Annotated in this window: 9 protein-coding genes; 5 read left to right on the top strand and 4 right to left on the bottom strand. The window is 46.7% G+C overall.

Annotation, left to right across the window (positions count from 1 at the left end; all coding sequences use genetic code 11):
- Nucleotides 1-43 precede the first annotated feature (43 nt).
- Nucleotides 44-2392, bottom strand: a complete 2349-nt coding sequence (locus LEPBO_RS0104620; protein WP_017286366.1) for an HD family phosphohydrolase — start codon at nt 2390-2392, stop codon at nt 44-46.
- A 401-nt stretch (nt 2393-2793) separates the two neighbouring features.
- On the opposite strand from LEPBO_RS0104620, the gene LEPBO_RS36180 reads away from it, so the two are divergent.
- Together LEPBO_RS36180 and LEPBO_RS0104610 are read left to right on the top strand one after the other, a co-directional pair.
- A complete protein-coding gene (locus LEPBO_RS36180; RefSeq protein WP_036044394.1) occupies nt 2794-3408 on the top strand; it encodes a Crp/Fnr family transcriptional regulator in 615 nt (204 codons plus the stop codon).
- A gap of 75 nt (nt 3409-3483) precedes the next feature.
- The gene (locus tag LEPBO_RS0104610; RefSeq protein WP_017286364.1) at nt 3484-4470 is read left to right on the top strand and encodes a methyltransferase domain-containing protein; all 987 of its coding nucleotides are present in this window, start codon (nt 3484-3486) and stop codon (nt 4468-4470) included.
- Between the two features lie 94 nt (nt 4471-4564).
- Here the strand turns inward: LEPBO_RS0104610 and LEPBO_RS0104605 are convergent, their stop codons facing one another.
- Nucleotides 4565-5278 (bottom strand): PEP-CTERM sorting domain-containing protein, encoded by a 714-nt coding sequence (locus tag LEPBO_RS0104605; RefSeq protein WP_017286363.1) that lies wholly within the window; start codon nt 5276-5278, stop codon nt 4565-4567.
- Nucleotides 5279-5818: 540 nt separating this feature from the next.
- Here LEPBO_RS0104605 and metG point away from each other — a divergent pair.
- From metG to lptC, 3 genes are all read left to right on the top strand, one after another.
- The gene (gene metG, locus LEPBO_RS0104595; protein ID WP_017286361.1) at nt 5819-7417 is read left to right on the top strand and encodes a methionine--tRNA ligase; all 1599 of its coding nucleotides are present in this window, start codon (nt 5819-5821) and stop codon (nt 7415-7417) included.
- Nucleotides 7418-7491: 74 nt separating this feature from the next.
- Nucleotides 7492-8109 (top strand): LabA-like NYN domain-containing protein, encoded by a 618-nt coding sequence (locus LEPBO_RS0104590; RefSeq protein ID WP_017286360.1) that lies wholly within the window; start codon nt 7492-7494, stop codon nt 8107-8109.
- Between the two features lie 14 nt (nt 8110-8123).
- Nucleotides 8124-9347 (top strand): LPS export ABC transporter periplasmic protein LptC, encoded by a 1224-nt coding sequence (gene lptC, locus LEPBO_RS36175; protein ID WP_071596141.1) that lies wholly within the window; start codon nt 8124-8126, stop codon nt 9345-9347.
- Nucleotides 9348-9508: 161 nt separating this feature from the next.
- On the opposite strand, the gene psaB is transcribed toward lptC, so the two are convergent.
- Together psaB and LEPBO_RS0104575 are read right to left on the bottom strand one after the other, a co-directional pair.
- Nucleotides 9509-11728: a photosystem I core protein PsaB gene (gene psaB, locus LEPBO_RS0104580; protein WP_017286358.1), complete on the bottom strand. Its 2220-nt coding sequence runs from the start codon at nt 11726-11728 to the stop codon at nt 9509-9511.
- A gap of 303 nt (nt 11729-12031) precedes the next feature.
- Nucleotides 12032-13192, bottom strand: coding sequence for a helix-turn-helix domain-containing protein (locus tag LEPBO_RS0104575; protein WP_017286357.1), 1161 nt, complete (start codon nt 13190-13192; stop codon nt 12032-12034).
- Nucleotides 13193-13224: the final 32 nt, after the last annotated feature.

Raw genomic sequence — 13224 nt, 5'->3', positions numbered from 1 at the left:
GTTCAGCAAGATTTCATCAATTCATCAATATTAGGTATCGAAATTACTTCGCTTTCGGATATGCAATACGTTGATGATTCGATTGTTGCCAGACTTGCACAAAAACTTCTGCGATCGTGCTCATTTCTGATCGCGTCAAGCCGGATTCACTCAACTGTCCATCCTTCCAGCGGGCTGCCAAAATCTTGTTAATCATATTTAAGGCATCGTCTGGCGTGGCATCCTTGAGCGATCGCAGTGCCGCTTCACAAGAATCAGCCAACATCAAAAGCCCGGTTTCTCGCGATTGGGGAGCAGGTCCGTCATAGCGAAAATCCTCATCGTTGACGATGATCGTCTGATCCTGCTGAGCGCGTTGTAGGGCTTGGTGATGAAAATATGCGATCGTCATTGTCCCTTGATGCTCTGGGATAAACGCTTGCACGACCTTGGGCAATCGCGCGCGACGTGCCATGACTAAGCCTTCTGTCACATGCTTCTTGATAATGGCTGCACTCTGCCACGGATCATCAATCAGATCATGTTTATTCACGCCCCCCATTTGATTCTCAATAAATCCGAGGGGGTCATGCATTTTGCCGATGTCATGATAGAGCGTTCCCGCTCGGACTAATTCCACATTGCACCCCAGTTTCCGTGCAGCGGCTTCTGCCAGATTCGCAACAAATAAAGTATGTTGAAACGTGCCCGGAGTTTCGGCTGCCAACCGCTTCAACAACGCTCGATTGGGATTGGCAAGTTCGACCAAGCGTAAGGTGGTGACCACATCAAACAGATGTTCAAGATAGGGGCTAATCCCGATGGCAATAATGCTCCACCCTAATCCCAACAAGCCTTCTAAAACGGCTCCTCCGAGCAAACTGTACCAAGCAACTCCAGACAGAGCGCCAAGCAGTAGAAAGAGCAAGCCTTGAGTCACTCCAACCCCTAATCCTAGAAAAGCTAACTCCTCACGCGATCGCACTCTTGCAGCGAACAGTGCCACCGTGAGTCCAGCGATCGCACTCGGTAACCACTGCGTCCAAGTTAATCCCATGGCGATCGGCAAAATGATCGTCAGTAATCCTACCCCAGTGACAGCTAAAACCGAACCATAGAACGTTCCCATCAACACCCCGATCGCAGGTAAATTCGTTGAAGGCACATTGACCAAAATGAACAAGGGCGTGCTGAGACACATCAAGCCCACCAGCCAGTAGTCTCGATTCCGCAATCCTTTGGGATGATAGCGCTGTTCTAATCGCCAAAAAATAACAACGGAGCCACTGACACAGCCAAAGAGTGCCACTAACCCCCACCAATTTGTTTCGCGGCGACTCAGCTTAAAATAGTCAAGCAAAATAAACGCATCCTGCGTGATCTCTGCTCCTTGCTGAACGATCGCTCTACCCCGGTAAGCGTTCACCATCACAAGCTCAACATTATTTGCCGCAAGTTCGGCTTGTTGGCGGGTTCGATCTTCATCTTTGACTAAATTCGGTTTCAGCGCACTGACGAGGATTTGGGTTGCGATCGCTCTTGTTTCGGGCGGAGTCGCAATTTGCAAATTCAGTGTGATCGCATTTCTCACATATGTTTCTTCTAGCCCAGGTGCAATCCCTTGCATCAACATGCGATCGAGCGTTGCCATTACTTCGCCCTGCATTTTCTGCCACGCTACGTCAGAAACATCAAACAAAGTTGGATCGTAAGGCGCACTAAGCTGTGAACGAGCCGTGACATAGTGCTGCTGAGCCGTTGTGATTTTCGCTTCTAGACCCGATAGTCCATCCAGAGTTGTTTGATTTTTATTCCGAAATAGCTCTGTTGCTGCTCGGCGTTGCACTGGATCACTGATGCGATCGACGAGCTGAGTATTCGGAGCTTGAGTCGCTTCTAAGATCGCTTTCCATTCCCAGACTTCGGCTTTGCGTAAATATCGTTGAGTCGGTTCTGACAGCTTTTCAAGTTCGACATAGGGAAACTCTCCAGCGTCTTTCCGCAGTTTTAGTCCTGCATCTAAGTGGGATTGCACCGTTTTGCGAATTTCATCGGACAGAGCCACATCGGGCATCCAGACCGGAGTCGAAATGCTGCGCGCTGCTCTGCGTTTCTCTTCTGTCGCTTGTTTATTTTCGACTTGGGCATCTCTCGGCGCTGTGATCGTTTCAGGCGCAATCTTACCTATACTCAAACGAGGTTGGTCATAAAATCGCTGTCCCAATGCAGCAGATAGCACCAGCGAAGTGAGCACAATCGTCACAGGTTTCGGGACTTTAGGCTGTTTCCCTAACTGTTTTTGCAGCGCACTGACTCGTTGCAACGATCGCATCGACGCGGACTGCTTAAGATGCTTCCCCGACTCATTGCACACGTGTTGAATTTGTTGCGCCCAAGATCGAAGGGAGTTCATCACTAGCTCACCACCTAGTTTTAATCTTGTGGAATCGACAATGATCACACATGACCTACGCACCACTCTACTAGGTTTTGAGACATTTGATTAACCCTTCAACTACGGAAAAATGCGAGATCAATGCCCGTGATAATCGAATCTATCTATCGCTATTAAATATCATTAACTGACCTAGCATAAGATTTTCAAAGTTAAACGATAGTGATAATAAAAGGAACGTTTTTCGGGGGGATCCCGGTATAGTAAGTGAGAATAATTGCATTAATTTTTAGCCGCGTACAGCCTCTTTCCTCGGGTCTATGTCCTAAAAAATTGCAATTACAAATCCCAAAGAATCTTGAGATTTGAGTGTAACTTTCATCACATTAGCCTGTTCGTTCCCCTATCCCCAAATTCTTATGCCCCTGGTTCATTCCTCCTCCCTCAACTCACCCCTCACCCTGTCGCTTTTGAGATCGCCTAAGCTGCAGTTTCAGCGCAAAAAACTGTTAACGCTCCGTCCCGACTGTCTCTGGGAAATCGAAACAGGATATGTGCGTTCTGTAACTTGGACTGGATCTGGAGAAGTCACAACCCTTGGAATTTGGGGAGCAGGTGACATGATTGGGAAACCGCTGTCTCGACTCAAGCATTATCAACTCGAATGTCTCACAGACGTGACCGCACAATTAATTCCGACCTCAAACGCGGAAGCCCAAGCAGCATGGATGCGCTACACGAATCAAACCGAAATCATGCTGCAATTCATGCATATTCGATCGACGTCACAGCGATTACTCAAACTGTTGTACTGGCTTGCCGCAAGATTTGGCACCCAGGTCGATCAAGGGTATCTGCTTGATGTACCTCTCACTCATCAATTAATCGCGGAAATGCTTGGCACGACGAGAGTTACGGTAACGCGGATGTTCAATGACTTCGCTCAACAAGGCAAAATTTGTCCGCTGCCCCGACGTAAGCTGTTGATATTATGTGCTGATCTGGGGCGAGAACTGGCTGAATTTGAATTCTGAGATTGAACTGCGTTAGATTGACAGAAGTACAAACGTAGTAGATCCGCTTCGCTGCAGGCAACCATCTCTGAATTCATGAATTTATCTCTCGTTCTCTGGCTCTTGATTGCCCTACCCATTCTCGGCATTGCTATTTATCTGATCACTCCTCGTCGATATCAATCTTCTGATTCGGTCGCAACGTCATATGACGCATGGACAGAAGATGGCATTTTAGAGTTTTACTGGGGCGAACATATTCACCTGGGGCATTATGGCGCACCGCCTCGCCGCAAAGATTTTCTTGTCGCAAAATCTGACTTTGTGCATGAAATGGTGCGCTGGGGTGGATTAGATCAGCTTCCCCCTGGCACAACTGTTCTCGATGTCGGGTGTGGAATCGGGGGCAGTAGCCGAATTCTGGCAAAAGATTATGGATTCGAGGTCACTGGGGTGACGATTAGCCCCCAACAAGTCAAACGCGCTCAAGAATTAACGCCCGCGGGCGTCACCGCACAGTTTCGAGTCGATGATGCGATGGCACTTTCTTATCCCGATGCCAGTTTCGATGTCGTTTGGTCAATTGAAGCAGGACCGCACATGCCAGATAAGGCGATTTTTGCTAGAGAATTAATGCGCGTTCTCAAACCCGGCGGCATTCTGGTTGTCGCCGATTGGAATCAGAGAGACGATCGTCAAATTCCGCTCAATTTTTGGGAGCGCCCGGTGATGCAACAACTTCTCGATCAATGGGCACATCCCGCTTTTTCGAGTATTGAAGGATTTTCTGAACAATTGGCGGCAACCGGATTCGTGGCAGGTGAAGTGATCACCGCAGACTGGACAGAACCGACGCTGCCATCCTGGCTCGATTCGATTTGGCAAGGCATTGCCCGACCCCAAGGCTTAATCAAATTTGGGGCATCAGGCTTGATCAAATCCCTGCGAGAAGTTCCGACCTTGATCCTGATGCGAATTGCTTTTGGCACAGGTCTTTGCCGATTTGGTATGTTTCGCGCTCAACGCAATACTGCGACCTCTGATCGATCGCACAATCTTTCAACAGCGACCGCTCCCCTGTAATTGAAACCGCAAAATAAAACCCCTCGATTGAAGAGGGGTGAAACTCGTTAAACACTTTTAGATGTAATCCAACTCACAAGCAAGGCGATCGAACTTACTCTTCAATTTGAGTTTGTTTTTTGCGCTTCAGCAGCAACGCGCCACCGACCGCGGTCAAGCCCAAAATTGCAGTTGGTTCAGGAACCGAAGCCATGCGGAACGAGTGGTTGTCCGACTCAAAACCGCCGCCCCCGATTTGCGAAATCACAATCCGGTTGAAGTACTGATTCTTCTGGGTAGCGGTGAAATGGACGAAACCATTTCCTTCATTGCCATGTTGGGATGCCCGCACTTCCGCAAGCGGATTCACATCGTTGTAGCCAATCGTCTGAATCAGACGATTGCCATCGAAGAACGAGAACACGTTGCCAGGACTCATTGCGCCCCAGTTGATTCCGAAGTAATCCAAATGGTTGGCTAAATCGATCGTGACATCGTTACCAGCAAATACAGCGAGGTATTTGCTCGTATTTACTTGTCCACTGACACCTGCGGGCGCCCAGACATCAGAACGGACGCTGCTAGACCCATTGTTTTTCTGAAAGCTGTATTTTGCAAATCCCGTCGTCGGCACACTGCCAGAGTTGAAATCTACAGTTTTCGTTCCTGGAAGTTGCAAGTCAGAGTATGCACCTTGATTGGTAACACCGCCCGCTCCAGGAGCACCGTGGGTAATGCTGAAGCTGATCGCTTGAGCCGATCCCGTGTGACTGATAATTGCGATCGCCGACAAAGCCGTAACCGAGAGTAAACCTTTGACAAATTTCATAGACTCGATTTCACGCACTAACTCTATGCGACCATTATTTGTCCGACTCAAGATGGAAGCTTTGAGAGAATGTACTGAAGTTTTGCGAGAACGTGATCTGCCGAGATTTGTAAACCTTGAATTAAGAACCGCGACACAGATCCGTAAAAGTTCTCGGCAGCGAGCATGAATTTTTGAAGACTGTTTCCCCAGTTTTACTGATTTTTTTCAGCAACTTAAAGAAGTTTATGCTGACCTTCATATGAGAATTCGTATCCCCACGAAGCGGGAAAGGTAAACAGTGCAGATAAATTCCGGAAATCTGCGCAGATTTCCAGAGATGGTTTTATAGTGAGAGTCACTGAGGCAAAGTTAGAAGTGCCCAACATTCCCTGAATTGCCCTGGCAAGATTTAAGATTTGACAGCACATCTTGCACAACGTTGCTGGTTAGAATTGGAAAGTGCTTTTACTCGATGTACGCTTTTTCTATTATTGTTGTTTAGCCAATTCAATCCAAGCCTTGCCCGGATCACTTACAAGGCTTATTTCCAGATAATCTATGAATTTTCAACCCACAGAAAAATCTACTTTCTCGCTCACCACTCCACTCTATTATGTGAATGATTCACCGCATATTGGCAGTGCATATCCAACAATTGCGGCGGACGCTTTAGCGCGATTTCAAAGGCTTCGAGGTCGATCCGTGCGATTTGTGACCGGGAGTGATGAACATGGACAGAAGATTCAGCGCACCGCAGAAGCCTTAGGACGCACTCCTAAGGAGCACTGTGATCTGGTCGTTGAAAGCTTCAAAAAGCTGTGGGCGCAGTTAGATGTGAAATACGATCGCTTTATTCGCACCACCGATGAGCCACATGCTGCGATCGTCAAAGAATTTTTTCAGCGAGTGTGGGAAAACGGCGACATTTATCTGAGTCAGCAGAAAGGCTGGTATTGCGTTGCCTGCGAAGAGTTTAAAGAAGAGCGCGACTTGTTAGAGAACAAGCACTGTCCGATCCACGTGAATAAACCAGTGGAATGGCGCGATGAAGAGAACTACTTCTTCAGACTTTCTAAGTATCAAGAGAAATTAGAAAAGCTTTATGCCGAGGTGCCTGAATTTATTCAGCCGGACATTCGGCGCAATGAAGTCCTGAGCTTTGTCAGTCAAGGCTTGCGGGATTTCTCAATTTCTCGCGTTAATTTTGATTGGGGTTTTCCGGTTCCGAATGATCCGAACCATACAATATATGTATGGTTCGATGCGCTACTCGGTTACATCACAGCATTATTGGAGCCGGATCAAGCGCCAACTTTAGAAAATGCCATTTCTGAGTGGTATCCCTTCAACGTTCACATCATTGGCAAAGATATTCTGCGCTTTCATGCGGTCTATTTTCCAGCCATGCTCATGTCTGCCGGATTGCCACTGCCCGATCGAATCTTTGGTCACGGATTCTTGGTGCAAGATGGTGTCAAGATGGGCAAGAGCGCGGGGAATGCGATTGATCCGGTCGCTTTGGTTGAGCGCTACGGAGTCGATGCCTTTCGATACTATTTTCTAAAAGGTATCGAATTCGGACGCGATGGAGTCTTTGATGAAGTTCGCTTTGTCGATTTGTGCAACGCCGACCTGGCGGATAACTTCGGAAACTTACTCAATCGCGCTTTGGGACTGATTCACAAAAACAGTGGGGGAGTGGTTCCTGAGGCGGAGATTGCGATCGATCATCCTTTGCGATCGATTGCAGAAGGATTAGAAGACCGAGTTGCACAAGCTTACGAAGCCTTGAGGTTTGATACAGCCTGTGAAGAAACCTTAACTCTTTTACGAGCAGGTAACAAATATATCAATGAACAAGCTCCTTGGTCATTGTACAAACAGGGGAAACCCCAAGAAGCAGAGCAAGTTCTTTATGCAGTATTGGAATCAGTCAGGCTTGCAGCGTATTTGCTCGCCCCTATTGTTCCACACACGAGTACTGCGGTTTATCAACAATTAGGTTTTAGTATTGATTTTAATAACAGTAGCTTAATTGATGTGTCAACCTCCTTCCCCAATCAAGCAAGATGGGGAATACTTCGAGCTAAACAACAACTTCAGAAACCTCAACCTGTCTTTCAAAAACTTGAACTTCCGATTGAAGGTTCATCTTAGTTTTCTAAGTCTCTGTTGAATGTCGCTTCTTTATTTCGTTCAAAACCTTTCATAAAAAATTGAGGATATCAATTGTGTTGAATCATCTGAATCATGAGCCGGAGACGGTATTTTCTCCGGAGCAAGTCCTAGAAAATCGCGGGAGAGTTGCCATTTTCATTGATGGCTCAAATTTGTTCTATGCAGCCCTTCAGCTTGGCATTGAGATTGACTACACTAAGCTGCTGGTGCGCTTAACTTCTGGATCAAGATTGCTGCGATCGTTTTTCTATACTGGGGTCGATCGTACCAACGAGAAACAGCAGGGGTTTCTCTTGTGGATGCGACGCAATGGGTATCGCGTCATTTCTAAAGATTTAGTACAATTGCCAGACGGCTCGAAAAAGGCAAACTTAGATGTCGAGATTGCTGTCGATATGATGTCACTGGCAGGGTCTTATGATACTGCTGTCTTAGTCAGTGGCGATGGGGATTTGGCATATGCAGTGAACGCTGTCAGCTATCGTGGAGTGCGAGTTGAGGTTGTGAGCTTACGATCGATGACCAGCGATAGTTTGATTAATGTTGCGGATCGCTATATTGATCTCGACAATATTAAAGAGGATATCCAGAAAACACCGCGCAGCTACACGTATCGTCCGCTGTCAGGAATTGGCTTGATGGATGAACACGACGATCAACATTCATCCTAAAGTTAAGTGATAATTTGGGGAGCAGAATCGAGATTGATTCGTCTAAATTCTCGATCGCTCCCCAGATTTTTTACTTGAGGGCTTGTATTTTGCGTCGTTTTATTCTTTTGAATCTAGCGTTAATCACACTTTTAATGAGCACGACTGCCTGCGGAAATCGTAATCGAGCGGCAGAGCGTTTGGCAGAGGGAACCAAAGAGGCTCAGAAGTTTGATAGTAATCTGACCTTTAAGAATATTACGTTGGAGCAGGCGAACGAGAAAGGACAACTTTTGTGGAAAGTGAATGCCGAGGAAGCCGTTTACGCGAAGGATAAGAAGACGGCAACCATTCAGAAACCCAGAGGTGAGCTTTTTCAAGATGGGCAAACCGTTTTTAAGATTGAAGCAGCGCGCAGTGAAATCAAGGAAGATGGAAAATCGATCTTGATGCGAGGACAAATCACGGCGACCGATGTTCGAGATGGCTCTGTCCTAAAAGGCAAGGAATTAGAGTGGAAGCCTGCTGAAGATGTGTTGATCATTCGGGACGGCTTTACAGGAGATCACAAACAGGTGCAGTTAGCCGCCAAAGAAGGAAGATTTCTCACTCGGGCGCGTCGCGTGGATGTCATGGGGCAGATTGTCGCTCAGGTGAAAGAGCCGACGATGCAAATGCGGGGAGAAAAACTGAGTTGGGAGATTCAGAATCAGAAATTGAAGAGCGATCGCCCTCTGCAAGTCGATCGCTATGAAAATAAACAGCTCACGGATCAAGGCAGCGCCGAACAAACCGAAGTCGATCTCAAAGCGAAAGTCGTGAATCTGCGTCAGAATGCTCGGATTGCACTCAAACAGTCTGGCACTCAGATTACGGGCAATGCTTTGAATTGGAACATTGATCAAAAAACTTTGGTGGCAAGTGAGCCTGTAACGATCGTCAATTCGGCTCAACAAGTCAGATTGACCGCGAACCAAGCAGAGATGCAAATCGATCAGCAAGTGGCAACCTTAACGGGCAATGTGCAAGGGGTCGGGGAGAAAAATGGATCGCGGTTGAGCGCCAATCGAGTCGTGTGGTATCTGATCACGCAGCAATTTCAAGCCAATGGCAATGTGAGCTATCAACAGAGCAATCCGCCCTTTAGCATTGCAGGTCCGCAAGCATCTGGAAAACTCGATGATCAGCAGGTTGCAGTTCAAGGGAGCCAAGAAGGGCGAGTCGAACTGCAAATTACACCTCAGGGAGCAGGGCGATAAGGGTTAGGGCGATAATTTTCCAAAATTGCAAAACTCCGAGCTTTTGACAAACTCGGAGTTTTTTGGGCGAAGCATCTGTTGCGATCAAAAATCAATTTGGTATTAGGATGCTAATCACAGCGATCGCATAAGTAGCAAATCCATCGCTCCCCATTTTTTCGTCAGCTAAATTTACCGGTTGTCGCTGCAATCAAGAAAGCAGCATACGTCAGGATATAGCCGACCGTAAAGTGAACTAAGCCAACCAGCCAACCTTGAACGATCGATAAAGCAACAGGTTTATCTTTGAATCGAACTAAATTTGCCAGCGGTGTGCGTTCATGTGCCCAGACTAATGTTTCAATCAGCTCTTGCCAATAGCCACGCCAGCTAATCAAAAACATAAAGCCAGTTGCCCACACTAAATGACCAAACAGGAACATCCAAGCCCAAACAGACAAATTACTCGTTCCGTAAACGTTATAACCATTGATCAGCGGAGCCGAGTACTGCCAGAGATAATCGCGCAGCCAACCCATCAGATAAGTTGAGCTTTCATTAAACTGTGCGACATTGCCTGACCAGATCGCTAAATGTTTCCAGTGCCAGTAGAAAGTCACCCAGCCGATCGTGTTCAACATCCAGAAAGTTGCTAAGTAGAAAGACTGTTCCCAAGAAGCAATCTGACAAGTACCACCGCGTCCAGGACCATCGCAGGGGAAGTTAAAGCCAAAATCTTTCTTGTCTGGCATTAGCTTACTTCCACGAGCATCGAGCGCACCTTTCAGACAGATGAGCGTCGTCACATGTAATCCTAATGCGATCGCATGATGCACTAAGAAGTCACCCGGTCCAATCGTTAAGAACAACGAATTTGTCCCACTGTTGATCGCATCGAGCCAACCGGGTAACCAGACATTACCGTGATTCGGCCAAGCCGTCGTTGCCAAGCTATCCGCGTTCGACAGTAACGTATTGAAACCATACAGCGCTTTACCATGAGACGCTTGAATCCACTGAGCAAACACAGGCTCAATCAGAATCTGCTTTTCTGGTACACCAAAGGCAACCTGTACATCATTGTGAACATACAGCCCTAAGGTATGAAAACCAAGGAACAAAGAAACCCAACTCAAATGCGAAATGATCGCTTCTTTATGACCTAGTAATCGAGCTAGTACATTATTTTGATTGTTGTCTGGATCATAGTCACGAACCCAGAAGATTGCACCATGAGCAAATGCACCGATGAGAAAGAACCCTGCTAGATACTGATGGTGTGTATACAGTGCTGCCTGCGTCGTGAAGTCTTTGGAGATAAACGCATAGGGTGGCATTGCATACATATGCTGTGCGACCACAGATAGCGCTGTTCCTAAAGCAGCTAAATGGATTCCAAGCTGAAAATGCAGCGAATTATTGTAAGTATCGTACAGTCCTTGGTGTGGAAGGTTTCCTTGTCCTTGAATTCCTTTGCCGCGAGCATTGAGAATGTCCTTAATGCTATGACCAATGCCAAAATTTGTGCGGTACATATGCCCCGCAATAATAAAGATAACGGCGATCGCTAAATGATGATGCGCCATATCGGTCAGCCACAGCGATTCGGTTTGAGGATGAAAACCTCCGAGAAATGTGAGAATTGCAGTTCCCGCACCGTCCGAGCTATTAAAAATATGCTCTGCTGTATCTGGATCTTGAGCATACACGCCCCAGTCTCCAGTAAAGAAGGGTCTAAGACCAGCCGGGTGCGGCAGGGTTGTGAGGAAGTTGTCCCAACCCACATGCTGACCGCGAGATTCAGGGATAGCAACGTGAATGAGATGTCCTGCCCAAGCGAGAGAACTGACACCAAATAAGCCAGCTAAATGGTGATTTAGGCGAGATTCCGCATTTTTGAACCAAGCTAGGCTCGGGCGAAATTTCGGTTGCAGGTGCAGCCATCCTGCAAATAAAAACAGTGCTGCTAGCAAAAGTAGAAAAATAGATCCCTGATAGAGATCCGCATTGGTTCTCATACCGATCGTATACCACCAGTGATACACGCCGGAGTAGGCGATGTTGACTGGATAGCTCGCTCCACCTTGGCTAAACGCTTCGACCGCAGGTTTACCAAATTGAGGATCCCAAATCGCGTGAGCAATGGGGCGAAGATGGATCGGGTCTTTGATCCACTGAGGAAAGTTGCCCTGCCAAGCAACGTGGAACAACAGACTAGATGCCCAGAGGAAAATGATTGCAACATGACCAAAATGAGTCGCAAATATCTTTTGATATAGCTTCTCCTCAGTCATGCCATCATGCGTTTCAAAATCGTGCGCGCTCGCAATTCCATACCAGATGCGGCGTGTCGTTGGATCTTGCGCAATGTCTTGGCTAAACTTTGGAAATTTTGTTGCCATAGTTTCTACCTACTCTTATGGGATGAGTAAAGTCGGAGTAGTATTAGCTGATCAATTTAGCGGTGGTGCTATCTAAATTGGTATGTCTATGGGGGGAACTTTCGTTAAATCTAGATTGTGTTAGCAAATACAATTTTGCACGAAAAAGCTTCTAGATTTCCGGGAGGGAAGGCTCTAGAAGCGGCTACGGCAACTAAGTATTAGCTTTGAGCTTAGTGGCTTGCACAGCGATCGCATTCTACTGATAGACGGAGATCTGTGTAAAACCTGGATGTAGCCAGGATATCAATCTCGATAGTTTTTTTATGTTGCTGCTCGTAGGATGATGTGATTGCTCGAATCATACTGAATCGTACCTTCTTCTTGAAGTCGATTGAGCAATCGAGTGATAGTTACCCGTGTCGTCGAACAAGCATTCGCGATATCTTGGTGAGTCAATCTAGCTTTGAGCCGAATCCCCTCGCTAGTAGGCTCACCAATCTCTTGAGCGAATAGGGTGAGCAGTCCAATCAAGCGATCGCTGACGCGAAGCTGTCCATGCAGCGTGAGTAGCCGTTCCGTTTGCTGTAATCGTTGGGTAATCAGCGGAACAAGCGCTTGTGCTAAAGTTGCAGACTGACCCAATTCCAAGAGAGAAACAGAGACAAGCTTCACTTCTGATGAAAGAGCCATAGCTTGATAGATAGGGAGACTGGTTAAACTTTTTCCAAAGACCATTCTTTCTGCGACAATGCCTACTAAAACTTCTTCTCCGGTCTCTGTAAAACTACAAAGCTTAACAACTCCCTGTGTGACTAACCAAATCGATTGGGCTGCCAGAGGAATAATTTCACCGCGATTGTATTGAAGCAGCGATCGCGGTTCAAAATTTGTTGGACTGAGTGCATCGGTCGTTGCTTCCGGCTCACAGTTTCGCTGCTCACTGATGATCCAACGTAGCGCCAAGAGCTTTCCTTGAGCGCGAATTGTATCTACAGTAATTCGCGCATCAAACTGCTGATGTGCATTATATTGAAGCTTGGCTGAGAATTGAACATGATCGCACCCTACAACATCGGTTAGCGCAGTGCGAAATCGATGGCGATCCTCTAGTGCAATGAGAACTGAAAACGGTTTATCAATTAGATGTTGCGATCGTCGATTTAGCAATGCTGCGGCTGCTAAATTAACATCTTGAATTTTGCCTTGAATATCAGTAACAAGATAGCAGTCAGGTGCAAATTCAAATAGATTTTGATATCGTAAGCGCTCAGCATAAATGTCATGATAGTTGCTGTCCAAGACTTCACTCTGACGATTTAATTCTTCGACAGCAACTTCAAGTTCTTCTGAGACAACGCCTAGTTCCTTTAAGGCGATCGAGAAAAAATCACCCGTTGGAGTCTGTTTCGAGTTTTTATATAGATCAAGAATCTTCACGTTCATTGTTTGAATTTGCTGACTTAACAAATTCCCTGTCTTCATGCGAATTCTCTCCTCCTAGCGTGAATATAAAA

The organism is Leptolyngbya boryana PCC 6306, from assembly GCF_000353285.1.
GTDB classification, from domain to species: domain Bacteria; phylum Cyanobacteriota; class Cyanobacteriia; order Leptolyngbyales; family Leptolyngbyaceae; genus Leptolyngbya; species Leptolyngbya boryana.
Note: the sequence above shows the minus strand (reverse complement) of the source record. Positions and strands in the feature narration are given on the sequence as shown.

Coding starts and splice junctions, on each gene's coding strand:
- LEPBO_RS0104620 (WP_017286366.1), bottom strand. CDS start 2,392: ATGAACTCCCTTCGATCTTGGGCGCAACAAATTCAACACGTGTGCAAT.
- LEPBO_RS36180 (WP_036044394.1), top strand. CDS start 2,794: ATGCCCCTGGTTCATTCCTCCTCCCTCAACTCACCCCTCACCCTGTCG.
- LEPBO_RS0104610 (WP_017286364.1), top strand. CDS start 3,484: ATGAATTTATCTCTCGTTCTCTGGCTCTTGATTGCCCTACCCATTCTC.
- LEPBO_RS0104605 (WP_017286363.1), bottom strand. CDS start 5,278: ATGAAATTTGTCAAAGGTTTACTCTCGGTTACGGCTTTGTCGGCGATC.
- metG (WP_017286361.1), top strand. CDS start 5,819: ATGAATTTTCAACCCACAGAAAAATCTACTTTCTCGCTCACCACTCCA.
- psaB (WP_017286358.1), bottom strand. CDS start 11,728: ATGGCAACAAAATTTCCAAAGTTTAGCCAAGACATTGCGCAAGATCCA.
- LEPBO_RS0104575 (WP_017286357.1), bottom strand. CDS start 13,192: ATGAAGACAGGGAATTTGTTAAGTCAGCAAATTCAAACAATGAACGTG.